The following is a 22453-nucleotide window of genomic DNA, read 5'->3' on the forward strand; positions in this document are numbered from 1 at the left end:
CACGCCGGCAAGGCCGCCGTTCTGTCACGCTCATGCCACTCTTATGAACCCGGCGGCCCGCCTGGAGCCCGCCTGGGTTCGTCACGCAGCGCTTCGGAGGGAACAATGGGACCCCCGCGCCGTGTGAGGTGGTGGCGATGCCTGCTTGGCACCTGCGTGACTATCACGAAGACGATCTTGACCAGGCCATCGACATCTGGGATCAGAGCCGCCGGGCCGACGAGGACCAGGTGTTCGCGGTTTCCGAGGTCATGACGGCGGCCAAGGCTGGACAGACGGCGGTCGTCGCAGTTGTCGGCGACGAACTGGTCGGCATGGCCGTGGCACAGGCGTACGGAAAGCGGGGGTGGATCCTCCTGATGGCGCTCGCCTCCCGCTGGCGCGAGCGCGGGATCGGCAGCGCCCTCCTCTCCGATCTCGAACGGCGTCTGCGGGCACTGGGCGTGCGCCACATCAGCGCGCTGCTTCCCGCCGGCGCCGCGGGGACAAAGGCTCTGGAGAACTCCGGCTACCGGTTCCGCGACGGTCTCACCTACTACGAGAAACTCGAACCCCCTGAAACCGCCAACGCGGAGGTCCTCGCGGCGCTGGGCGGCCGCATGCTGCCCGAGGGGCTCTGGAACGCCATGGCCGGCATGGAGCAGGAGAAGCAGGTCGTCGAACGCCGTGTCGTACTCCCGCTGACCGAACCGGCGCTGGCAGACCGCTACGGCGTCGCCCCGCCCAAGGCGATCATCCTGTTCGGCCCGCCAGGCACCGGAAAGACCAGTTTCGCCAAAGCGGTCGCCTCACGGCTCGGCTGGCCGTTCGTGGAACTCTTCCCCTCCCGGCTCGCGGCCGACACGAGCGAAGGCCTGGCCGTGGCGCTGCGGGAGGCCTTCGCGGACCTGGCAGAACTGGACTCGGTTCTGCTCTTCATCGACGAGGTCGAGGAGATCGCCGGTGCACGCTCCGGAAAGGCGGTCGATCCCGGGCACGGAGTGACCAACGAGCTGCTCAAACTCATCCCCCTCTTCCGCGAGCACGACGCGCGGCTGCTGGCCTGTGCCACCAACTCGGTTCGCTCTCTCGACGCAGCGTTCCTGCGGCCGGGTCGGTTCGACTACGTCATCCCCATCGGCCCGCCTGACGCGACCGCCCGCGCGGCAATCTGGGCCCGTTATCTCAGAGCCTCCGCCGAGTCGGTGGACATCGCGCAACTCGTCCGGGCGAGCGAGCTGTTCACCCCGGCCGACATCGAATTCGCCGCCCGCAAGGGCGCACAGGCAGCGTTCGAACGCGAAGTCACCCATCGTCAGGGCCGACCGGCCACGACCGAGGACTACATGACCGCCATCGCTGACACGCGGCCGACGCTCACCGCACAGGCCATCCAGGAGTTTACGGAGGACATCGACAAGTACCGTCGGCTCTGAGACGGATGCCCACGCCCGGCCGACGTCAACAGCGGTCTGTCCGGCATGGGCGTTGCTCGTTCCGTTCAGCGTGGCCGGTACCCACGAACCGGCTACGGCATCGGCGTCTTCAGCCGGGGATCTCACCGGCCTTCCCCACCACCACGGCGAAGCCGGTGTCCTCGACGCGTGCGTCGTCGGGCCTCTTGTCGAGTTCAGCCAGCGACGGGCCGAGCTGGCACCTCGGCTCTTGACCGGGCGCGCTCGTCCGGAGGCCCCCTGCCTCCGGCGCCGGAACGGACACAGCGGTAACGACCTGCCCAAGTGCCTCAACGCAGGGCCTGCACACGCGAACGGAAGCGCCGCTCGGCTGCACGCGTCACCGCGAGGAAGGCGGACCACGACCCGTCATTTCCCTGCGGCCAGGCGGCGATCCACGATCACGGCCACTTTGCCCAGTGTGCGCCATGACCCGCCTTGAGCTACTGCAGTCCCTCATTGATCTCCTCAACGGTGCTGTCGAGGGTCTGGCTGACGTGCGGGACCACAAGTTCCCGTGGCGCCCACTCCATCGCCAGTGCCATCCCGCGCTGGAGAAAGGCCTGCGCCTCGCTGTCGAGCGTGGGCCGGTGCGGACCAGGCGATCAACCCGGAGGTGGAGCGGTTCCGCGCGGAGCGGGCGGGGTCCACCGTGGTCGAGAGCGACGGCGCCTCGCACGCCGTCCCCGTCTCGCGGCCCAAGGCGGTCGCGGACGTCACCCGAGAGGCGGTGCACGCGGTGAGCTGATCCGCGATCCGCGACCGCGATCTGCGATCGGCGCGGCCGGGCGGGCCGGGCGGGCCGGTGACCGGGACATCGAGGCCCCGTAGGCGGGTTGTCCGAAACAGCTGTAGCGAACGTCACCCGGAGGTGTGTGATGAAGACCAGGACCCAGCCCTCGCTGGAGGTATGGGAGTGGCAGGCCGTCGCAGCCTGCCGCGGTAGGGACAGCTCCGTGTTCTTCCCGCCTTCCGGGGAGCGGGGCCGAGCGCGCCGGCAGCGTGAGGAGGCGGCGCGTGCCGTCTGCCGCGCCTGCCCCGTCATCACCCACTGCCGCCTCTTCGCCGCGGCGTCGAACCAGCGCTACGGGGTCTGGGAGGGCTCAGCGAAACCGAACGCCGGTCGCAGGGGTCCGCGCCCGACCGCCCTTGACGAGCAGGAAATGCTATTCACGGGAATATATGGTTGGACGCCTATGGGGAATTAGGCCGGGTGGGTACTGTCATCGGACTGGATGAACGTTTCTTCAGGGATTCATTCCCCCGAATGCCCCATAGCTTGGGCCGGTTGGCGCTCGTTAGGTGATCGTGACTTGGAACGAACCGGAAGATCAGACCCTCGCCGGAACCGGGGCCATGTGGCACGACTCGGCGAGTGGCGACCTGCGCGTCAAGGGTTGTTCAGACCTTCTTGAGGACTTCCTCAAGAAGATCGGTCAGATGGAAAGTGAGTACCTGCGCGCTTTCAATGGAACTGCCTGAGCGAGGGCGCGGAGGAGCTAGAGAATGGACAGGCTTCAAGGCGAGCCAAGCCTCTACGACATCCAGTTCTCCCTGAGAACGGATTACGACGGGCTGGGGCAGCCTTCGTACGACGCCGACCCCCTCGACGCGCATCCCGTCTGGGGCGCCCCCGGCCCGGACATCGCGCCGAACGGCTGGGACCCGGACGAGGAACTGGCCCAGATGCTGTCCACCGTGACCGCCTCGGAGCCCGCTCCGGTCGCCCTGGACGGACAGCATCGCCACCGGGGCGAGCGGCGGCGGCCCCGCCCGGCGCCCCATGTCCTCGACAGCGGCCAGCCGATCAACCCGATCACGATCCTGGTCGCCACGATCGCCGCGTGCTCGGTGGCCCTGCTGGGGTGGTCGACCGCCTATTCGTACGGTCAGCTGCGCGCCATCGCCTCGACGGTTCTGCCCTCGCCCTTGGCGCAGTGGTGGCCGCTGACGGTGTACGGGCCGTGGTTCGTCGCGGCCCTGTCCATTCTGCGCGCAGCCGTGTCGCACCGGACCGCACGGCGGTCCTGGGGGGTCGTCCTCCTCGCCTCCGCCACGGCGGTGGCTCTCTGTATCAGCCATTCCTCGCATTCCACGCTCTCGATGGTGATCGTCGGCATTCCGCCGATCACCGCCCTGGCGTGCTTTCGGGAACTCGTCGGCCAGGTGTCGTCCAAATACCGCCCGCGGCATGCCGCGCACGGCAAGGAAACGTCCAGCGGCGGCTGACCCGCGCACCTGAGCACCGCCTCGCCCCGGATCCCTCGCCCGCCGCACGTCCTGCCTCGGCGGCGGCGAGGGATCCGGCTACTCCGGAGGCTCCCCGGGGAGGCGGTACGCCGCCAGGGCGGCGGTGTCGTCGTCGAGATTGCCGTGGCTGAAGGCGATCAGGTCCCGGTGCAGATGGGCGAGGAGTTCCGAGGGCGGCAGCGAGCCCCACGAGCGGACCCGCTCCAGGAGCGGGTAGAAGGCTCCGGAGGGATCGCGGGTCTCGGTTACTCCGTCGGTGTACAGCAGCAGCTGGTCGCCGGGGGCGAAGAGCGCCACGTCCACGTGGTAGCTGTCCCCGATCATGACACCGATGTTGATGGGCGGGGAGGGATCGGTCGGCTCCAGCTCGGTGACCGCGTCGGGACCGATGCGCAGGGGCGAGGGGTGGCCGCAGTTGACGAGGCGGACCACGGGCTCGCGGTCCGGGATCTCGGCGAACACCGCGGTGACGAAGCGTTCCGCCACTTCGTTGCCCTCGAGCTGCGCGGCCCTGCGGCTCATGCTCCGCTCCACCCGGCGCGCCACCCCGGCCAGGTCGGGCTCGTCGTGGGCGGCCTCGCGGAAGGCGCCGAGCATCGTCGCGGCCGTTTCCACCGCGACCAGCCCCTTGCCCCGCACATCGCCGATCAGCAGACGCACTCCGTATGTCGTGGGTACGGCCTCGTAGAGGTCGCCGCCGATGCGCGCCTCCGCGGCGGCGGACAGATAGAGGGTCTCGATGGAGACCTGGCCGAGGCGACGGGGAACCGGGCGCAGTAATACCCGCTGGGCCGTCTCGGCCACGGAGCGCACTGTGGCGAGGGTGCGCTCCCGGCGCATCCGGCTGGCGGCCAGGATTGTGCCGAGCATGCCGACGAGCCCGGTGGAGATGTAGCTGGCCACGTAGTGTCGCTCCCCGACGTATCCCACGGAGCGGCCCGCACAGCACGGAGTGCCGGCCAGCACGGCCTCGAATCCGACGGCGAAGACCGTGATCGCCGCGACAGCGGCAGGACCGTGGGAGAAGGCGGCGACCACGGGGAGGGCGATGAGCAGGAAGCTCACCGGCCACTGCACGGGAGTGATCGGTTCGAGGAGCAGCAGCACGGCGACATAGATGGCCGGCAGCCAGCGCAGCCATACGGGGGGCGCGGGCACCCGCAGGCCGGTGCTGCTCACCCGTGCCACCCGGCGGCCCTCGGTCCGGCGGCGGCCGGGCCACCTCATGGCGCGCTCCGTCGTGTCCGCTCACACGGCCTGTGCACGAGTACTCCTGGCAGGGCTGGATCACGGCCTGGGGCGGCCGGGAACGGCGGGTCCGGGCGGCGAGCGGCCGGGTACGGCGGCGGCCGCCGACTCGGGGGACCTGCGACCGTATCAGCGCGTGCGTCGCGGCACTGCCCGGACACGCCTGTGGCAGGCCGAACGGCACCCGTCCCTCGAGGCGGGTGCCGTTCGCCGGACCTGTCGCCGCCTAGCCGGCCACGGAGACGGCGTAGGGCGACAGGGTCGGGGCGAGCTGGACCCGCGGGGTCAGGCCGAGTGCGACGAGCGCGTCGGGCAGGCCGCGTCCGACGCGCGCCGCCTCGGCCGTGCCCGGCGCGGCCAGCGGGCGGCAGCTGGCGGCGATGATCTCGAACAGGTGCTGGACCCGGCCGGATCCACGGGGCAGCAGCTGACCGTGGAAGTCCTCGTGGTGGGCGAGCACGAGGGCGGCCAGGCCCACGACGTGCGCGGAGGCCGCGCCGGTGCCGTCGAGGGCCGTGTATCCGCCCCGCGGCGCGCACGAGAGGACCGCCACTCCGGGGGCGGCGGCGTCGACTCCGGCGCCGTAGCAGCTGAACGGCGCGGAGAACAGGCCTTCGGGGGTCAGCTGCGGTCCGCAGTGGGTGGCTTGGGAGGTGTCCGGGGGGAACGATCCGTAGGCCCCGAGCGCGCCCACGGCGAAGACGGTCGGCAGCGAGCCCGGGAAGGCGACCGGCCCGCCGGAGTCGCCCGCCGGGGCCACGCAGGCGATGCCCGCCGCGGTGGCGTCGGCGAGCTTGCGGGAGACCAGGGCCGACGGGTACGCGGCCGTCACGGCGATATGGGCGATGTCGACCTCGCGTTCGATGCAGTGGTCCAGGGCGGCGATCAGGTCGCTGCACCGCCCGTCGGGCATCACCTGACCGACCTCGATCTCGGCGTCGACCGCGATGCCGACGACGCCCTTGCCGGTGTCCGCGCCCGCGATGATGCCCGCCGCGTGGGTGCCGGTGCCCACCCGGTCATGGGCCCAGCCCCTTTCCTCGCCGCGGACGAAGTCGACGCCGGAGCGCACCCGTTGCTTCAGGTCGGGGTGATCGGCGCTGACGCCCGAGCCGATGAGCGCGATCCTGACGCCGAAGGCACGGAAGGTGGGGGGCAGCCGGTCCAGCCGCATGGCCTGCTGGCCCCAGCCGTACTGCTGCCGCGTCTCCAGCTCCGGGTACACCTGGGCCAGCGGGGTGAGGGTGACGAGGTTCTCCTGGGTCACCGACAGGTCCGGGCGGGGGATCCAGCGGTCCGTGTAGCCGCCCGCGGGCCGGACGTAGAGGGACTGGACGGACTGGGCGGTGTCCGTGGCCAGCGTGAGGGTGACGGTTCCGTCGGCGCCGGTGATGCCCTGGGCCGGCCAGGCCGCGCCGAGCAGGAACACCCCGGCGCCGGCCAGTGGTACGCCGTCCGGGCCGCAGACGCGCAACGCGACGTCCACCGGCTGTTCCAGCGGCACGACCAGGCCCGGATCGCGCAGGGGCAGGGTCCCCGCGGCCGGTGCGACGGCGGGCCCCGCTCCGGCCAGCGGCAGGTCCGGCTCGATGTGCGCGTGCAGCGACCGCAGCGCCGGTACCTGGGCCTCGGCCACCTCGATGACCACGATCTCCGGGCAGGTGGAGGGGATCCCGGCCGACTGGAGCTTGTGCGACGGCCGGAGCCGGCGGACCACCTCGACCTCGGGCATCCGCTCCAGCTGCTCGCACAGCGCGTCCGTACCGGGTTCGGGGACCCCCGGCGGCAGCGGATGCTGCGGCAGCGGTGTGACCATGTACCGCTGCCGGCGCGGACGCACCGACAGCGGAGACTGCGCGTCCTTTCTGCGGGTCCCGCTCTGGCTGCCTTCGGGTCCGGGCCCGCCGGCTCCCGCGCCCTCGGCCCCGCTCGGGCGGTTGTTTCCGGGCCTTTCCTTGACCATTGCGTCCACCTTCACCACGCCTACGTCGTCCTTGTGCTCCTGGTCCGGCTAGGGGGTTTCGTTTGGATCAGTTCGGATCAGGCCGCGCCGTCCGGTGCGGTAGATCGCAGGGCGGAGGGCCTTCCGCGTACTGGATGTACTCGGGTGGTCCGACAACGCGGCGAGGTGCCGTGCCGGGCGTCGCGGACCCGGGCTGATCCAAACGAGAACCCCTAGGGGCGGCCCGCGCTTCCACGGTGATGCGGTGTGCCCGGGCACCGCTCCCGGGCACACCGCATCGCGCGCCGCCCTGGGGTCAGCCGATACCGAAGGGCTGACTCGCCATCTGGCCGAAGCCGAAGCCGGGCTGCTGGTACTGCGGGAACATGCCCTGCATGCCAGGCGACTGCTGCATACCGGGCATCTGCTGCATGCCGGGCATGCCCGGGATCTGCTGCATGCCGTGCTGGCTCTGCTGGAGCATCGTCACGACGGCCACCGGCAGGGCCTGCTGCACCGACTGCTCCACCGCCTGCCGGATGCCGGTGTGCAGCGAGTGGTGCAACGCCATGGCGAGGTACGGGTGGGCCTGATGGGCCATCCCCTGCTGCTGGAGCTGCTGCTGGATCTGCTGGATCTGCTGCAGCGTCTGCTGCATGCGCTGTGCGACCTGCTGGCTCGCCTGCTGACAGGCCTGCTGGATGGCCTGCTGGACGATCTGTGCGAGCTGGGGCTGAGGGCCGCCTATCTGCTGGCCGTACTGCTGCATGGGCTGGGTACCGGTCATCACCGACATGAATGCTCCATTCGATGGCACCACGAGGAAAGCCGACATGAGGGTCTATGTGGGCTTATCGGGAGAATCCGACGCCCTGAAGCTAAGGTCGCGCCGCCTCGACCGCAATCGGAGGCCCACAGCGAAAACGCCGTGAGGCGGCCACAGGGGCCGCCTCACGGCGTGGTCACCGGATTGCTCAGATGGTGGCCGTGTCGATCACGAACCGGTACCGCACATCGCTGTTCAGCACCCGCTCGTACGCGTCGTTGATCTCGGACGCGCCGATCAGCTCGATCTCGGCGCCGATGCCGTGCTCCGCACAGAAGTCCAGCATCTCCTGGGTCTCGCGGATGCCGCCGATGCCGGAACCGGCGAGGGTCTTGCGGCCGGAGATCACCGAGAACAGGTTGAGCGAGATGGGCTCCTCGGGGGCGCCCACGTTCACCAGCGCGCCGTCCGTCTTCAGCAGCGACAGGAACGCGCCGAAGTCCAGCGGCGCCGACACGGTCGAGACGATCAGGTCGAACGTGCCGCGCAGCTCCTCGAAGGTCTTCGGGTCGCTGGTGGCGTAGTAGTGGTCGGCGCCCAGCTTCAGCCCGTCGTCCTTCTTGCGCAGGGACTGGGAGAGCACGGACACCTCGGCGCCCATCGCGTGCGCGAGCTTGACGCCCATGTGGCCGAGGCCGCCCAGGCCGACGATCGCGACCTTCTTGCCGGGGCCGGCGTTCCAGTGCCGGAGCGGGGAGTACGTGGTGATGCCGGCGCACAGCAGCGGCGCGGCCACGTCGAGGGAGAGACCGTCGGGGATACGGACGGTGTAGTTCTCGTCCACGACGATCTTCTCGGAGTAGCCGCCGTAGGTGGGCTCCCCGTTCTTGTCGAGGGCGTTGTACGTGCCGATCATGCCCTTGAGGCAGTACTGCTCCAGACCTGCCAGGCAGTTCTCGCACTCGCGGCAGGAGTCGACCATGCAGCCGACGCCCACGCGGTCCCCGACCTTGAACTTGGTCACGCCGGAACCGACCTCGGACACCACGCCCGCGATCTCGTGGCCGGGAACCATCGGGAAGATCGCCTCGCCCCAGCCCTCACGCGCCTGGTGGATGTCCGAGTGGCAGATGCCCGCGAACTTGATGTCGATCAGAACGTCGAACTCGCCGACCTCACGGCGCTCGATCGTGGTGCGCTCGAGCGGAGCCTTGGCGGCGGGTGCGGCGTACGCAGCAACGGTGGTCATGCCGGAGTTCACTCCTTCGGGGGGTGGCGTGCCCGGCTGCCTTCTGCCGGGCACGGCCTCCAGCCTGCCCGCCCACGCGGCTTTCACCCAGGTCACGGCTCTGCCTACGTCCAGCGGTCCTACTACTGGCGGGGTCAGGCTCAGCGGCGCACGACCAGGAATACTGGACGTATGAACGAACAGCCCGACTCCGTACAGGCGCCCGCCGTGGGAGCCGGTCAGGCCCTGGACCGGCGCGCCGAGCTCAGCGAGTTCCTGCGCACCCGACGGGCCCGACTCAAGCCCGAGGACGTGGGGCTGCCGGACTTCGGACGGCACCGGCGCGTGCCCGGGCTGCGGCGCGAGGAGCTGGCGCAGCTGGCCGGGGTGTCCGTGGCCTACTACACCCGCCTGGAGCAGGGCAACGGACGGAACGTGTCCGCGGAGGTACTCGACGCGATCGCCCGCGCGCTGCGTCTGACGGACGCGGAGCACGCGCATCTGACGCATCTCGCCAAGCCGAAGGCGCACAAGAAGAAGCCGTCGGCGCGCTCACAGCACGTCCGGGGGTCTCTGCGCCAGCTGCTGGACTCCTTCGACGGCGTACCGGCGTACTTCGTGGGGCGGCGCGCGGAGGTCCTCGCGTGGAACCTGATGGCCGCGGCCGTCTTCGGGGACTGGGGCCAGGTGCCGCAGCAGGAGCGGAACTGGGCGCGGATGGTGTTCCTGCGACCCGAGTACCACGACCTGTTCGTGGACTGGGAGCAGAAGGCGATCGACATCGTGTGCCAACTGCGGTACGCGGCAGGGTGTCACCCGGACGACCCTCGGCTGTCGGCGCTGGTCGGGGAGCTGTCGGTGAAGAGCGAGGAGTTCCGGCGGCTGTGGGCGACGCACGACGTCAAGGAGAAGAGCCACGGGCTGAAGCTGCTGCGGCATCCGCTGGTGGGCGAACTTGCCCTGCACTTCGAGTCGTTCCGGCTCCCGGACGACGGTGAGCTGGCGCTGGTGACGTATCACGCCGAGCCGGGGTCCGCGTCGGCGGAGGGGCTGCGGCTGCTGGCGAGCTGGGGCACGGACGCGACCCGCGCGGGCACGGCGGTGCCCCGCCTCTGAACCCGCCCCGCCTCATGGGTCCACGGCGGACACGGGACGGCCCGTCGGAAGGTGTCCTTCCGGCGGGCCGTCCGTCAGTGGGCCGTCTGCCGGCGGCTCACTTGCCGTAGAACGCGTTGTAGATCGAGATCGTCGACTTGTTGCCCTGCTTGTCGGCGATCTTCGCGTGGAACGACAGGCCCTGGCCCTTGGCCGGGTTCTTGTAGGTGATCGTGCCGTGCTCGACCGTCAGCTTCTTCCAGGTCCTGCCGTAGTCGTACGACACCCACACACCGAGGGAGCCCAGGTTGCGGCCCGCGGCCGAACCCTGCACGGTCACCGGGACGGTGACCTTCCTGGCGGCCTCGACACGGCTGTCCAGGCCGGTGGTCGCGCCGAAGCGGACCGAGGAGGTGGGCAGCTTGGCCTCGTCCACCTTCTTGGACCTGAACGTCCAGCTCGCGTCGATACGGGTGGACGCGGCGGCGACCTTCACGCTGCGGATGACCGAGGTCGTCAGTGTGTAGGAGGCGTCGCCGGACGGCACCGTGAAGCCCTCGAGCCCGAACAGCGGGTCCGCGTTGGAGCCGACCTTGGTGCCGCCCCGGTACAGGGCCGTCTTCACCGACATGAAGTCCGAGGAGCCGGAATGGCTCTGGCCGTCGGCGAACAGCGGCATCAGGCCGTAGATCTGGTTGCCCTGACGGAAGATGCCGTAGTCGGAGCTGACCTTCGGGCCGAAGACGGCCGTGTTGAAGGTCCTGGTGTAGCTCGTGCCCGCCTTGAAGGTCTCCGGCTCGTCGAACGTGTAGTACGCCTCCGCGACCGGGAAGCCCTCGGCGTTCTTCGTGCCGCCGAACTGCGCGAAGTCGAGCGCCCACCGGGCCTTCTCGCCGGTCGACACATACAGCGTGCGGGTGCTGCGCAGCTTCTGCTCGACCGGGACGTTGCCGGCGAAGTCGTTCGGGAGTTCGGGGTAGGCGCCGACCGCACCGGTCTTGCCGCCGCTCGCGGAGCCGAGGTTCACCTTCAGCGTGGCCAGCTCGCCGGCCTTGTAGTGGCGGACGTGCGCGCCCTCGAGCTTCTTGACGTGGGCGCCCGTGAAGACGTCGTACTCGGCCGTGTCGCCCTTGGTCCACTGGCCGAACCAGCTCTGCCAGAGCCCGGAGGACACCGCCGGGCCGACATGGGCCACACGGATGTCCTGGAACGACGGCGCGGACAGGGACAGCCCGGCGCCCATGTCCTCGGTCTCGTAGGTGTACGAGACCATCGCGGACGCGGGCTTGGCGGCGGTGTCCGGCACGGTGATGTCGGCGGCCTCGGCCCGGTTCAGATCGAGCGTGACCGTGGTGTCCTTGGTGACGCTCAGCTCGGGCTGGACCAGCCAGTCCGCGCCGCCCTCGGTCGAGGTCGGCTTCTTCACCGAGACCGAGTCGAGCAGGTACGTGCCCTTGGGCACCCGCAGCGTCACGGTGGTGTCGGAGCTCTGGGAGAAGTACTCCCGCCCGTCGCCCGTGGCCGAGAGGTCCGTCAGGTCGCTCAGGTGCACGGGGTTCTGCCCGTCACGGTTGACGTACTTCAGGGTGACGTCGTACGACTCCACCTCGCGCTCCACGGCCGCGGCCGTGCGTACGCTCTGACCGCCGCCCGTCGCCGTGACGTACGCCGAGTAGGCGCCGTTCGTGGTGCCGCCCAGCCTGCTGTCGGCACTGACCGGGACCGAGGCCGTTCCGCCCGCCGGGACGGTGACCGTCTTCGCGCCCAGTGTGAAGAAACCGGACGGCGCCGCCTGGCCCTTGGGGTTGGTGGCGGTCAGCGACAGCGACAGGGTGACGTCGGCCTTGCCGACGTTGCGGTACGTCAGCTGCCTGGTGACCGGCTTGTCGTCGGTGTGCGGCCACTGCGCGACGCCGAAGCTCAGGGACGACGGGTCGGCGAGCACGGTCTGCCTGATCGCCCGGTCGACCGCGATCCGGCCGGAACCCTGCTGGAACGGGGTGTACTTGCCGCCCTTGGCGGAGCCCGTCAGCGCGGACTTCAGCTCGGCGAACGTCCAGTCCGGGTGCTGCTGCTTGAGGATGGCGGCGGCGCCCGCGACATGCGGGGTCGCCATCGACGTACCCGAGATGGTCAGGTAGCCGGCCGGCTTCTCGCCGACCTCCTTGTCGATGAGGCTGCCGGGGGCCGCTGCGGCCGTGATGTCCACACCGGGCGCGGTCACATCGGGCTTGATCGTGCCGTCGAGGGCCGGGCCGCGGCTGGAGAAGGACGCCAGCTTGTCGCCGTCGTCGACGGCGCCGACGGTGAGCGCGTCGGCCGCGCTGCCCGGGGAGCCGACGGTCTGGTCGCCCATCTGGCCCTCGTTGCCCGCGGCGATGGCGAACAGGATGCCCTTCTGCTCGGACAGCTTGTTGACCTCGGCCTCGAGCGGGTCGATCCCGGGGGTGTCCGTGCCGCCCAGGCTCAGGTTGACGATGTCGGCGCCCTGCTGGGCGGCCCACTCCATACCGGCGAGGATGCCGGAGTCGTCGCCGTACCCGTCGTCGTCCAGGACCTTGCCGCTGAGGATCTTCGCGCCGGGCGCGACACCCTTGTACACACCGTGCGACTTCGCGCCGGTACCGGCCACGATGGACGCCACGTGTGTGCCGTGGCCGACCTTGTCGGTGGTGGTGGCGGCGGTGGAGAAGTTCTTGGACTCGATCACCTGGCCCTTGAGGTCAGGGTGGTCGGCGTAGACGCCCGTGTCGAGCACGGCGACCTTGACGCCCTTGCCGTTGTAGCCCGCGGCCCATGCCTTCGGGGCGCCGATCTGCGGCACGGACTTGTCGAGGCTGGCCCTGCGGACGCCGTCGAGCCAGACGTGCGCGACGCCTGAGGCGGTGCCGTCGCCGTCGGTGACGGCCTTCCACAGCTCGGCCGCGTCCCGCTGGGGCGTCTGGACCGCGTCGGCGTTCAGGGACTTCAGGGCCCGGCGGAGGGTTCCGGCCTCACGCACCTCGCCCTTGGCGGCGCTCGCGGCGCCCCGGTAGCCGACGATGACCTTCAGGCCGTTCTTCTGGTCCTTGCGGGTCCTGGCGGTGTCGAGTCCGGTGACGTCGAACAGCCGCCGGTCGAGCTTCCCGGAGGCGATCATGGCGGCCGCGTCGGCCGGCACCACGTAGGTGTGGCCCGCGATCCTGCGCACCTGCACCGGGACGTGTCCGCGGCCCTGCGCCCGCTCCAGGCCGACAACACGGCCCTTGGCGTCGATCACGACACGGTCACCGGTGATCAGGGTGATCCGGTGCTTGGCCGTCAGGCCCGCGGTGGACGGACGCGACGCCGTCTCCGGCTTCGCCGCCGCCGGGCTGGTCATACCCGCCGCCAGCGCCACGGCGGCCGCCGTGGCGACGGTCGCCGTGCATGCTCTGTGCACTTGTCTGCGCAAAACTCCCCCTGGAGGTGAGGTACCGGATGAACTTCCCGTTCACCCGGCCGGGGGTTGTCTCGCACGCGCGTACGCCAGCCCCCCGAACGACGCAGTATGCCCGGGGATTGATCAATGCCTCAATAGAGATGCGGACAACGAATGATCAGGAGAGGCCGACGCCCCGGGAGTTCCACGGGGCAGCGTTCTCCTTGACCGTGATCCGGCCCCTGCGGACGGTCACCAGCCGCGGAGCCTTCTTCACGAGCGCGGAGTCGTGAGTGACCGCCGTTTCGGCAAGAACGCGCGATGCCGCCGACGCCCGGTCGGGCGGTCGGCGGCATCGGGAGGGAGGTGTCGGCGGCCGGGGTCAGACGGCCGAGCCCGCCTTCCACTGCGCCCAGCTCATGTTCCAGCCGTTGAGGCCGTTGTCCGGGGAGACGGTCTTGTCACCGGTGTGGGAGACGACCACGACGTCGCCGACGAGCGAGTGGCTGTAGAACCACGCTGCGGGCGTGCCCGGGTCGTTCGCGCCCTTCTTGTCCTGGAGGCCGACGCAGCCGTGGCTGGTGTTGACGCTGCCGAAGACGGAGGGCGAACCCCAGTAGTTGCCGTGGATGAAGGTGCCGGACGTGGTCAGGCGCATGGCGTGCGGCACGTCCTTGATGTCGTACTCGCCCTTGCCGTCGGAGTCCTTGAAGCCGACCGTGGCGCCGTTCATCCGGGTCTGGGTGAACTTCTGGGAGATCACCATCTGGCCCTGGTACGTCGTGTGGTCGGGCGCACCGGCGGAGATCGGAATGGTCTTGACCGTCTTGCCGTCCTGCGTGACCTTCATCTGCTTGGTCTTCGCGTCGACGTAGGAGACCTGGTTGCGGCCGACCTTGAAGGTGACCGTCTTCTGCTGCACGCCGTACACGCCGCTCGTGCCCTCGACGCCGTCGAGGTTGAGCTTCAGCGTGACGGTGGAGCCTTCCTGCCAGTACTGCTCGGGCCGGAAGTCGATCCGGTTGGCGCCGAACCAGTGCCCGACTATCTCCTGCCCGCTGCTGGAGGTGACGGTGATCCCCTTCTGCACGGCGGCCTTGTTGGTGATGGCCTTGTCGAAGGTGATCGAGACGGGCATGCCGACGCCGACGGTGGAGCCGCTCTCCGGCGTGAAGTTGCCTATGAAGGAGTGGGCAGGGGCCACGGTCGTGAACGAGGCGTTCTCGTGGGCCTCGCGGCCCGCGGAGTCCTTGGCCGTCACGGCGACCTTGTAGGTCGTCGCCCGCTCCAGCTGACCGCTGGGCGCCCAGCTCTTCTTGTCGGCGGATATCTGGCCCGCGACGGGCGTGCCGGACGCGGTGGTCATGGTGACGTCGCTCAGGACGCCCTTGGCCACCGTCACCTTGGCAGCGTTGTTGATGGAGGCGTTGTCGGAGCCGTCACCCGGCGTGATCTTGATCTGTGCCTCGGACGTCTTCTGGGCGGCGGCCTCGTCGACCTTGGCCTGCGAGGTGGAGTCGCCCCCGCTGCCACCGTCCGCCTTGCTGCCTCCGCTGCACGCGGTGAGCACCAGCATTCCGCCGAGCAGTGCGGACGCGGTCATCAGACCCTTGCGCCGCTTACTGTCCGTCATCACACGCTTCTCCATCGTTGCCGAATCCCCATAACCCCGTAAGAGCCCCCGCCACGAACCTTCAACGCTACGGCCGGTTCACCCCGTTCCACATCCGATCGAGGTGTGGGCCACACCACGTCTTCCCGACGGGCGCGCGAACAGTCGCCGCGTCACGCGCGCCGTACGCACCGCGCGGTCGGGGGACGCCGCTTGAGACGACGGGACCCCGGGTGCCGGTTGCCACCCGGGGTCACGATTGTCCCAAGGCACCTCGGTGCCGGGTCCGGCCTCCTCGTCAGCGCTCGTCCCCGTCGACCTCATCCTCGTCGTCGAGGATCCAGTCCGGCGAATCGGGGTCGTAGTCGATCTGCTCGCTGCTCCAGGACGCCTGGGCGAGTTCGACCCCCGGCATCCGGCCGACCAGTTCGGCCGGGTCGACGAGATAGGCGAGCGCCTCGGCGGTGTCTTCCGTCACCGCGCTCTCGGTGTAGGCGCGCTCGCCCTCGGGCATGTCCGTGTCCTCCGCGACCCGGCGCAAGGCGGCCTTGGTGACGGCGTCGGAGTCGACGACCTCGACGACCAGCTCCACCCGAAGCCGGACAAATCGCGATGTCTCAGAAGTAGTCATGGCGGGAGCGTACGGCCCGTGGGGGGCGCGACTTTCCCGCGACCCGCGCCTTTCACTAGCATCCCTCCGCACGGCCAATTCGCAACCGCCCCAGGGGGATCGGTATTTCGTGTCCGCCGCACGTCGATCGTCGTCCACCGCACGCCGGACCTTGCTGACCGCCACCGCAGCGGGAACCCTGCTGGGTGCCCTGTGGTTCGTTCCCTCCGCCAACGCGACACCCGAGCCACCGGGCCGGCAGACGGCCGTGTCCATGCGGGCGTCCACGGACGAGGGCACCACCACGACAAGCAGCGAGGGCACCACCACAAGAAACGCGGATACGACCGACGCGACGGACACCGGCTTCGCACAGACGACCGGGACATCGGCGGACGGTACGGCGACGGACACCCAACTCGCCGACACCGGAAGCGTGGACACCACGCCCTATGTGGTGGGCGGCGCACTCTTCCTGTGCCTGGGCGCGGGCTTCGTGACCTACTCGGTGCGCAGGGAGCGCATGGAGGCGTACTGACGGGCCGCCGCCGCCACGGGCGTGACGGCGGCGGCCCGGAAGACCTGGCCCCTTACGCCAGCGGCCCGGTGACGCTCTCCACGGCCGCCAGAAGCCGCCCCGTCCGCACGAAGGCGTCCGCCGCCGCGAGGTCGGGGGCCAGGAAGCGGTCCGGACCCGGCCCCTCGGCGCCCGCCTCACGCAGAGCCGTGATCGCCGCCCGGCTGGCGGGGGCCGGGCTCAGGCCCTCGCGCAGTTCGACGGCCCGGGCCGCCGCGTACAGTTCGATCGCCAGCACCCGGGTGAGGTTGTCCACCGTCGTGCGCAGCTTGCGCGCCGCCGACCAGCCCATCGAGACATGGTCCTCCTGCATCGCGGAGGACGGGATCGAGTCGGCGGAGGCGGGCACGGCCAGGCGCTTCATCTCGCTCACCAGCGCCGCCTGCGTGTACTGGGCGATCATCAGGCCGGAGTCGACGCCCGCGTCGTCCGCGAGGAACGGCGGCAGGCCGTGCGACCGGTTCTTGTCCAGCAGACGGTCGGTGCGGCGCTCCGCGATCGACGCCAGGTCCGCCGCCGCGATCGCCAGGAAGTCAAGCACGTACGCCACCGGCGCGCCATGGAAGTTCCCGTTCGATTCCACGCGTCCGTCGGGCAGCACCACCGGGTTGTCCACCGACGACGCCAGCTCCCGCTCGGCGACCAGGCGGGCGTGTGCCAGCGTGTCCCGGCCGGCGCCCGCGACCTGCGGGGCGCACCGCACCGAGTAGGCGTCCTGGACGCGCGGCGCGTCGTCCTGGTGGTGGCCCGTCAGGCCCGAATCCTTCAGTACGGCCAGCATGTTGGCGGCCGATGCGCCTTGCCCGGGGTGCGGGCGGATGGCGTGCAGTTCCGGTGCGAGCACCTTGTCCGTGCCGAGCAGCGCCTCCAGCGAGAGCGCCGCCGTGACGTCGGCCGACTTGTACAGCGTCTCCAGGTCGGCCAGGGCCATGATCAGCATGCCGAGCATGCCGTCGGTGCCGTTGAGGAGGGCGAGGCCCTCCTTCTCGCGCAGTTCCACGGGGGCGATGCCATGCTCGGCGAGGAGTTCGGCGGCCGGGCGTACGACGCCGTCGGGGCCCTCGGCCTCCCCCTCGCCCATCAGCGTCAGCGCACAGTGGGACAGCGGGGCCAGGTCGCCGGAGCAGCCGAGCGAGCCGTACTCGTGCACGACCGGGGTGATGCCGGCGTTGAGGAGGTCCGCCATGGTCTGCGCGACCTCGGGGCGCACACCGGTGTGACCGGAGCAGACGGTCTTCAGCCGCAGGAACATCAGGGCACGCACCACCTCCCGCTCCACCCGCGGGCCCATTCCGGCCGCGTGCGAGCGGACGATGTTGCGCTGTAGCTGGGTGCGCAGCTCCTGGCTGATGTGCCGGGTCGCCAGGGCGCCGAAGCCCGTGCTGACCCCGTAGACCGGATCCGGCTTCGCGGCCAGCGCGTCCACGATCTCGCGGGCCGCCGCGAGGGCCGTGAGGGCCTCCCGCGAGAGCTCGACCCTGGCATCCGCCCGCGCCACGGCGAGCACGTCGGACGCGGTCACCCCGGACGTCCCCACCACCACAGTGTGCATATCCATATTCAGGAGCGTACGCAGTGAATTCAGGGATGTCACTAGGGAGTGATGTCACGAGTGGGTAGCGGGTTGGCCCCTTACCGCCCCTCAGGCCGGACCCTCAGTGCCGGCCCCGGATACGGCGGCGCTCCCCCGCCGCGGGAGGCGGCGCGTCGGCCAGGCGTACGACCGGGTCGTCGGGCCCCTCGCGACCCGCGACCACGGGCTTCGTGGCACCCAGCGCCTTGGCGCGGTACTGGGCCGCGTCCGCGAGCCGGAACAGCCGGCGGGCCGAGCGGATGGGGCCGATCGGATCCTCCGTGGAGGCGACCCCGCAGGCGACGCCGTCGCCGAGCTCCAACTCCCCGGCGCGGCGGCACACTTCGTCGGCGACCCGGACGACCTCGTCGGCCGGCGGGCCGATGGCGAGCAGACAGAACTCGTCGCCGCCGAGGCGGGCGACGAGAGCACCCGGCAGCATGGCGCCGCACAGCGAGAGGACCGACCCGAAGCGTTCCAGGAGCCGGTCGCCCACGGCATGACCCCGGGTGTCGTTGACCCGCTTGAGCCCGTTCACATCGCAGATGACGAGCGAGATCACCTCGCCGTCGTCGCGGTGCCGTTCGATCGCCTCCTCGAGCCGCACATCGACGGCGCGGCGGTTGGCGAGGCCGGTGAGCGCGTCGGTGAAGGCGAGTCTGCGGGCCTCCTCGAGACGCTCGGACTGGGCGAGCCCCGCGGCGACGACGGAGGCGAGGACCGTGGCGAAGTCGGCGTCGGCGCGGTCGAAGAGGGGCGCGTCGGCCGGGCGGGCGACATACAGCTCGCCCCAGGCTCGGCCGTGCAGCACGACGGGCGCGACGACACAGCAGCCGCGACCGCGGCGGCGCAGCGCGGCGACCCGCTGGTGGGAGTACCCGGCGTGCTCGGCGTCCGGACCCCGCGCGGTCTCCACCCAGGCGCTGGGGCCGCCGCCGCCCGCCCAGCGCTCGTGGAGGAACTCGGTGATCTCCGGGAACTGGTGCACCGGGTACGTCTCGTCCTCGGGGAACTCCTCCTCCTCGGGCCGGCGGTCCCCGACGTTCACGAGAACCCGCAGCCGTCCGCCCTCGCGCTCCCACACGGAGAGCGCGGCGAAGCTCCCGGCGAGCGCCCGGCACGCCCCCAGTGCGGCGGCCCGCCAGGACTCCGGAGGGGAGTGCGCCGCCGCCATCCCCTGCGCCAGCGCCACCACGGCCTTCAGCCGGCTGTCCTCGACCACGACTCCAGGCTAGGGACGATCAGGACGACATGAGACATCGGTGCGGCGATCAGGGGGCGAGCACCTGACGGCCCGGATAACGCCGTGCCGCGGCTCGTCCCGCCTTTCGGCGCCGCCCTGCCGTCACACGGTCCCGCCCCCCACCGGACGCGGTCCCGCCCCACCGGACGCGGTCCCACCCCACCGGACGCGGTCCCGCCCCACCGGACGCGGTCCCACCCCACCGGACGCGGTCCCACCCCACCGGACGCGGTCCCGCCACGCCGGACGCGGTCCCGCCACGCCGTGCCCCAGTCCCGCCCCGTCACGCGGTTTCGCCCGCTGTGAGTGGTCTCCCCACCCGTGAGCGGCCCCGCCCACCCGGCACGCGGCCCGCCCGCCCGGCACGCGGTCCCGCCACGCCGTGCCGCAGCCTCGCCTCGCGCCGCAGTCCCGCCCGTCACGCGGTTTCGCCCCGCAGCGCGCGCTCCCCACCCGTGAGCGGCCCCGCCCGCCCGGCGCGCGCTCCCCACCCGTGAGCGGCCCCGCCCGCCCGGCACGCGGTCCCGCCCACCCGGCACGCGGCTCGCCGCCCGGCACGCGGTCCCGGCCCGCCATCACACGGCCTCCCCCCACCCGTGACCGGTCTCACCCACCGACAGGCGGTCCGGCCTCGCCGACAAGCTGCCCGCCCTACTCGCCCGGCCACTGCGGGCTGCGCTTCTCGTTGAAGGCGGCGACCCCCTCCGCGCGGTCGCCCGAGAACGCCACCGAGCGCCACGCCGCGTCCTCGACCTCCAGGCCCGACCGCAGATCGAGGCCGTGGCCCAGCCGCAGGGCACGCTTCGCGGCACGCAGCCCCACCGGGGAGTTCGCGGCGATACGGGCCGCGAGGCCGAGCGCCTCCTCACGGTCCCGGCCCTCCGGGACCAGTTCGTCGATCAGCCCCAGCCCACGCGCCTCGGCCGCCTGGAGCCGACGCGCGGTGAAGATCAGCTCCGCCGCACGCGCCGCGCCCACCCGGCGGGGCAGCAACTGTGTGCCGCCGCCGCCCGGGATCACCCCGACCGACACCTCGGGCAGCCCGACCACCGCCGTGCCGTCCGCCACGATCAGGTCGCAGGACAGCGCCAGCTCGAAGCCGCCGCCCAGCGCGAAACCGTGCACGGCGGCGATCGTCGGCATCGGCAGCTCCAGAACCCCGGTGTAAGCGGCCCGGGCGACAGGGCGCTGGCGCACCAGATCGGCGTCCGTGAAGGAGTTCCGCTCCTTCAGGTCCGCGCCCACGCAGAACGCCCGCTCGTGCGTCGACGTCAGCACGGTCACGCGGACGTCCCGGTCGGCGGCCAGGTGCTCGCACGCGGCGGCGATCGACCGGGCCATCGCGGTGGACACCGCGTTCATCGCCTTGGGCCGGTCCAGCACCAGCTCCGCGACGTACGCGTGCCGCCGTACGACGACGTGCTCGCCGAACCGCCGCTCGTCCGCCTGCTCCGCCATGACACCCTCCCGGTTAACGCGGGTTAACTATCGACCTCCCGATCATCGCAGCCGAGGCGATCCCGCGAAAGCCGCCATGACCCTCCGTCGGGCACGGGCCGCGCGGGCCGCGGTTCCCCTTTCGGGTGACATTCGGCCCTTCCCGGCCCCGCCTCCCCCCAATCGGCACATAACCTGCCCACCGCCAGAGCACATCGGGGGAGTGCGGGCACACCGGGGAGGGACGAGCATGACCACGGACACGGCCACCGGCGAGACCACGCCCACCGAGCCCGGGCCCACGGGCCCCCTCTGGTGCCGTCCCGCGGGCCGACACCGCAAGCCCCGCCCCCGGCGGGCGGCCCTCGCGGTCGGCGGGTTCGCGCTCGCCGCCGGTGCCCTGAGCCTCGTACACCTCGCCCCGGAGACGGTGACGGGCGGAGGCGGGACCGCCGAGGCCGAGCCCCGCATCGACGCCACCGACACGGCGGCCACCGTCGGCACCGCGCCACGCGGGAGCGCGGACCACCCGTCCACCACCACCGTCATACGGGTGCCGGGCGCGAGTCCGGCCGCGACAGCCGCCACGCGCCCCTCCGCCCAGCCGTCCTCCTCGGCCGGCCGCGCGGCCGGCGCCACCAACCCCCCGACCGGCATCCCCGAGGCCCCGTCGACGCCGACGGCGCCCCGCCCGCCCGGTTCTCCGGCGGCCCCGAGCCCGACCGCGCCCCGGCCCGCCCCCTCCACGAGCGCCCCCGCACCGACGCCCACACCCATCCCGAGCACCCCGGGCCTGTGCGTCCCGATCGTGGGCCTGTGCGTCAACGGGCTGCCCGCCCTGGGCGGTTGAACGGCCTAAGGCGTTACGTCCCGCCGGTTCAGCAGCCACGGCTCGATGACGCCGAGGCCACGCACCGGACGCTGCCACATCGGCTGGAGCGCGAAGCGGTACGAGGGCGGCTCCTTGCCCTCCTTCTCCGCCGCGGCCGCGGCCTCGGCGGCCTCCGTCTCGGAGGCGGGCGCCTCCGTCGTGCGGATCAGCTCCTCCGCGAACGCGCCGTCGACCAGCACGGCGTCCCGGGGCGCTATCGAGGTGAGCCGGCTCGCCAGGTTCACCGTCGTACCGAACACATCGCCCATCCGGGTGGTCACCGTGCCGAAGGCGATACCCACCCGAAGCTCCGGCATCGTCTCGTCGTTGGCCATGGTCTCGATCAGGCGAAGGGCGATCTCCGCGGCCGTACCGGCGTCGTCCGCCGCGTACAGCACCTCGTCGCCCAGCGTCTTGATGAGGCGGCCGCCGTGGGCGGCGACCAGGTCGGCCGCGGTCGTCTCGAACGCCTCGACGAGTTCGCCGAGTTCCTCCTCCTCCATGCGGCGCGTCAGGCGTGTGAAGCCGACGAGGTCCGCGAAACCCACCGCCAGGCGGCGGTCCACCATCTCCTCGTCGTCGGCGGCCTGGACGACCCGGCCGGTCGCGGCGGCGAGCTGGCGCCGCCAGACATAGATGAGGAACTCCTCCAGTTCCGGCAGGAGCAGCTCGATCAGGGGATAGGTGACCTCCGTACGGGTCATGCCGGGTTCGGGAGGCTCGGTGAGACCCTCCAGAAAGGAGTCGATCTGCCACTCGGCCAGCCGGGCGGTGGTCTGACCGGTGGAACGGGCCACCTGCACCGCCATCGCCTCGCTCAGCAGTCCCGCCTCGACCAGACCGGCCAGGCGGCGCAGGGCCAGCACGTCGGCCTCCGTGAGGGCCTTGGCCTGCCCTATGTCCGCGAAGCCCATCGCCCGCCAGAAGCGGGACGCCAGTTCCATGGAGACGCCCGCACTGCGGGCAGCCTGGAAGGGGGTGTAGCGGCGCTCGGCACCGAGGATGAGCTGTTCCAGGCGGAGCGCGAGGGGGTTCTCCTCGGGCTCGGCGTGAGCGTCCCGCCCCGGTTCACCGTCGGGGGCGGGGTATGCGCCCGTGCCCGAGCCCGTGTCGTCGACGGTCACGCGTGCTGCCCTTCCGATCTGCCACGGTCAGGTATCGACCGCGG

At 71.3% G+C, this 22453-nt stretch carries 18 protein-coding genes and 1 pseudogene; 8 read left to right on the forward strand and 11 right to left on the reverse strand.

Features of this window, described 5'->3' with window-relative positions; translation table 11 throughout:
- Positions 1-137 precede the first annotated feature (137 nt).
- From ABZ823_RS03245 to ABZ823_RS03265, 5 genes and pseudogenes are all read left to right on the forward strand, one after another.
- The gene (locus tag ABZ823_RS03245) at positions 138-1415 is read left to right on the forward strand and encodes a GNAT family N-acetyltransferase (protein ID WP_361653123.1); all 1278 of its coding nucleotides are present in this window, start codon (positions 138-140) and stop codon (positions 1413-1415) included.
- A gap of 604 nt (positions 1416-2019) precedes the next feature.
- A pseudogene (locus ABZ823_RS03250) lies at positions 2020-2181 on the forward strand (alpha/beta hydrolase); the annotation flags it as partial.
- A 130-nt stretch (positions 2182-2311) separates the two neighbouring features.
- Positions 2312-2641, forward strand: a complete 330-nt coding sequence (locus ABZ823_RS03255) for a WhiB family transcriptional regulator (protein WP_361653125.1) — start codon at positions 2312-2314, stop codon at positions 2639-2641.
- Positions 2642-2741: 100 nt separating this feature from the next.
- The gene (locus tag ABZ823_RS03260) at positions 2742-2915 is read left to right on the forward strand and encodes a hypothetical protein (protein ID WP_361653127.1); all 174 of its coding nucleotides are present in this window, start codon (positions 2742-2744) and stop codon (positions 2913-2915) included.
- Between the two features lie 24 nt (positions 2916-2939).
- Positions 2940-3662: a DUF2637 domain-containing protein gene (locus tag ABZ823_RS03265; RefSeq protein ID WP_361653129.1), complete on the forward strand. Its 723-nt coding sequence runs from the start codon at positions 2940-2942 to the stop codon at positions 3660-3662.
- Positions 3663-3740: 78 nt separating this feature from the next.
- Here the strand turns inward: ABZ823_RS03265 and ABZ823_RS03270 are convergent, their stop codons facing one another.
- The 4 genes from ABZ823_RS03270 to ABZ823_RS03285 all read right to left on the reverse strand — a co-directional run bounded on the left by ABZ823_RS03270 (position 3741) and on the right by ABZ823_RS03285 (position 8888).
- Positions 3741-4910: a PP2C family protein-serine/threonine phosphatase gene (locus tag ABZ823_RS03270; RefSeq protein WP_361653131.1), complete on the reverse strand. Its 1170-nt coding sequence runs from the start codon at positions 4908-4910 to the stop codon at positions 3741-3743.
- A gap of 247 nt (positions 4911-5157) precedes the next feature.
- Positions 5158-6894 (reverse strand): S8 family serine peptidase, encoded by a 1737-nt coding sequence (locus tag ABZ823_RS03275; RefSeq protein ID WP_361653133.1) that lies wholly within the window; start codon positions 6892-6894, stop codon positions 5158-5160.
- A gap of 295 nt (positions 6895-7189) precedes the next feature.
- Positions 7190-7669 carry a hypothetical protein gene (locus ABZ823_RS03280; protein ID WP_361653135.1) on the reverse strand — a complete coding sequence of 160 codons (480 nt, stop codon included), beginning with the start codon at positions 7667-7669 and terminating at the stop codon, positions 7190-7192.
- 178 nt (positions 7670-7847) lie between these two features.
- Positions 7848-8888, reverse strand: a complete 1041-nt coding sequence (locus ABZ823_RS03285) for an NAD(P)-dependent alcohol dehydrogenase (protein ID WP_361653137.1) — start codon at positions 8886-8888, stop codon at positions 7848-7850.
- A gap of 171 nt (positions 8889-9059) precedes the next feature.
- Between ABZ823_RS03285 and ABZ823_RS03290 the strand changes: the two genes are divergently transcribed.
- Positions 9060-9983: a helix-turn-helix transcriptional regulator gene (locus ABZ823_RS03290; RefSeq protein ID WP_361653139.1), complete on the forward strand. Its 924-nt coding sequence runs from the start codon at positions 9060-9062 to the stop codon at positions 9981-9983.
- 97 nt (positions 9984-10080) lie between these two features.
- Here the strand turns inward: ABZ823_RS03290 and ABZ823_RS03295 are convergent, their stop codons facing one another.
- The 3 genes from ABZ823_RS03295 to ABZ823_RS03305 all read right to left on the reverse strand — a co-directional run bounded on the left by ABZ823_RS03295 (position 10081) and on the right by ABZ823_RS03305 (position 15605).
- Complete coding sequence (locus ABZ823_RS03295; protein ID WP_361653657.1) at positions 10081-13323, reverse strand: S8 family serine peptidase; 3243 nt, start codon at positions 13321-13323, stop codon at positions 10081-10083.
- Between the two features lie 421 nt (positions 13324-13744).
- Entirely contained in the window at positions 13745-14995 is a 1251-nt protein-coding gene (locus tag ABZ823_RS03300) for an Ig-like domain-containing protein (RefSeq protein WP_361653141.1), read from the reverse strand.
- A gap of 277 nt (positions 14996-15272) precedes the next feature.
- Positions 15273-15605, reverse strand: coding sequence for a hypothetical protein (locus ABZ823_RS03305; protein ID WP_361653143.1), 333 nt, complete (start codon positions 15603-15605; stop codon positions 15273-15275).
- Positions 15606-15714: 109 nt separating this feature from the next.
- On the opposite strand from ABZ823_RS03305, the gene ABZ823_RS03310 reads away from it, so the two are divergent.
- Positions 15715-16122: a hypothetical protein gene (locus ABZ823_RS03310; RefSeq protein ID WP_361653145.1), complete on the forward strand. Its 408-nt coding sequence runs from the start codon at positions 15715-15717 to the stop codon at positions 16120-16122.
- Positions 16123-16174: 52 nt separating this feature from the next.
- Here ABZ823_RS03310 and hutH read toward each other — a convergent pair whose 3' ends face one another.
- The 3 genes from hutH to ABZ823_RS03325 all read right to left on the reverse strand — a co-directional run bounded on the left by hutH (position 16175) and on the right by ABZ823_RS03325 (position 20435).
- On the reverse strand, positions 16175-17713 hold the full coding sequence (hutH, locus tag ABZ823_RS03315; RefSeq protein ID WP_361653659.1) for a histidine ammonia-lyase: 1539 nt from the start codon (positions 17711-17713) through the stop codon (positions 16175-16177).
- A 103-nt stretch (positions 17714-17816) separates the two neighbouring features.
- Positions 17817-18956, reverse strand: coding sequence for a diguanylate cyclase (locus tag ABZ823_RS03320; protein WP_361653147.1), 1140 nt, complete (start codon positions 18954-18956; stop codon positions 17817-17819).
- Positions 18957-19628: 672 nt separating this feature from the next.
- The gene (locus ABZ823_RS03325) at positions 19629-20435 is read right to left on the reverse strand and encodes an enoyl-CoA hydratase-related protein (RefSeq protein WP_361653149.1); all 807 of its coding nucleotides are present in this window, start codon (positions 20433-20435) and stop codon (positions 19629-19631) included.
- A 229-nt stretch (positions 20436-20664) separates the two neighbouring features.
- On the opposite strand from ABZ823_RS03325, the gene ABZ823_RS03330 reads away from it, so the two are divergent.
- Positions 20665-21264 carry a hypothetical protein gene (locus ABZ823_RS03330; RefSeq protein WP_361653151.1) on the forward strand — a complete coding sequence of 200 codons (600 nt, stop codon included), beginning with the start codon at positions 20665-20667 and terminating at the stop codon, positions 21262-21264.
- 5 nt (positions 21265-21269) lie between these two features.
- Here ABZ823_RS03330 and ABZ823_RS03335 read toward each other — a convergent pair whose 3' ends face one another.
- Complete coding sequence (locus ABZ823_RS03335; protein ID WP_361653152.1) at positions 21270-22409, reverse strand: adenylate/guanylate cyclase domain-containing protein; 1140 nt, start codon at positions 22407-22409, stop codon at positions 21270-21272.
- Between the last annotated feature and the right edge of the window lie 44 nt (positions 22410-22453).

Source organism: Streptomyces sp. NPDC047079 (genome assembly GCF_040643755.1).
Taxonomy (GTDB): Bacteria; Actinomycetota; Actinomycetes; order Streptomycetales; family Streptomycetaceae; genus Streptomyces.

Bases quoted from the DNA above. Each gene is read 5' to 3' on its own strand.
- ABZ823_RS03285 (WP_361653137.1), bottom strand. From the start codon at position 8,888: ATGACCACCGTTGCTGCGTACGCCGCACCCGCCGCCAAGGCTCCGCTC.
- ABZ823_RS03280 (WP_361653135.1), bottom strand. From the start codon at position 7,669: ATGTCGGTGATGACCGGTACCCAGCCCATGCAGCAGTACGGCCAGCAG.
- ABZ823_RS03270 (WP_361653131.1), bottom strand. From the start codon at position 4,910: ATGAGGTGGCCCGGCCGCCGCCGGACCGAGGGCCGCCGGGTGGCACGG.
- ABZ823_RS03255 (WP_361653125.1), top strand. From the start codon at position 2,312: ATGAAGACCAGGACCCAGCCCTCGCTGGAGGTATGGGAGTGGCAGGCC.
- ABZ823_RS03275 (WP_361653133.1), bottom strand. From the start codon at position 6,894: ATGGTCAAGGAAAGGCCCGGAAACAACCGCCCGAGCGGGGCCGAGGGC.
- ABZ823_RS03245 (WP_361653123.1), top strand. From the start codon at position 138: ATGCCTGCTTGGCACCTGCGTGACTATCACGAAGACGATCTTGACCAG.
- hutH (WP_361653659.1), bottom strand. From the start codon at position 17,713: ATGCACACTGTGGTGGTGGGGACGTCCGGGGTGACCGCGTCCGACGTG.
- ABZ823_RS03300 (WP_361653141.1), bottom strand. From the start codon at position 14,995: ATGACGGACAGTAAGCGGCGCAAGGGTCTGATGACCGCGTCCGCACTG.
- ABZ823_RS03290 (WP_361653139.1), top strand. From the start codon at position 9,060: ATGAACGAACAGCCCGACTCCGTACAGGCGCCCGCCGTGGGAGCCGGT.
- ABZ823_RS03325 (WP_361653149.1), bottom strand. From the start codon at position 20,435: ATGGCGGAGCAGGCGGACGAGCGGCGGTTCGGCGAGCACGTCGTCGTA.
- ABZ823_RS03265 (WP_361653129.1), top strand. From the start codon at position 2,940: ATGGACAGGCTTCAAGGCGAGCCAAGCCTCTACGACATCCAGTTCTCC.
- ABZ823_RS03305 (WP_361653143.1), bottom strand. From the start codon at position 15,605: ATGACTACTTCTGAGACATCGCGATTTGTCCGGCTTCGGGTGGAGCTG.
- ABZ823_RS03295 (WP_361653657.1), bottom strand. From the start codon at position 13,323: ATGACCAGCCCGGCGGCGGCGAAGCCGGAGACGGCGTCGCGTCCGTCC.
- ABZ823_RS03330 (WP_361653151.1), top strand. From the start codon at position 20,665: ATGACCACGGACACGGCCACCGGCGAGACCACGCCCACCGAGCCCGGG.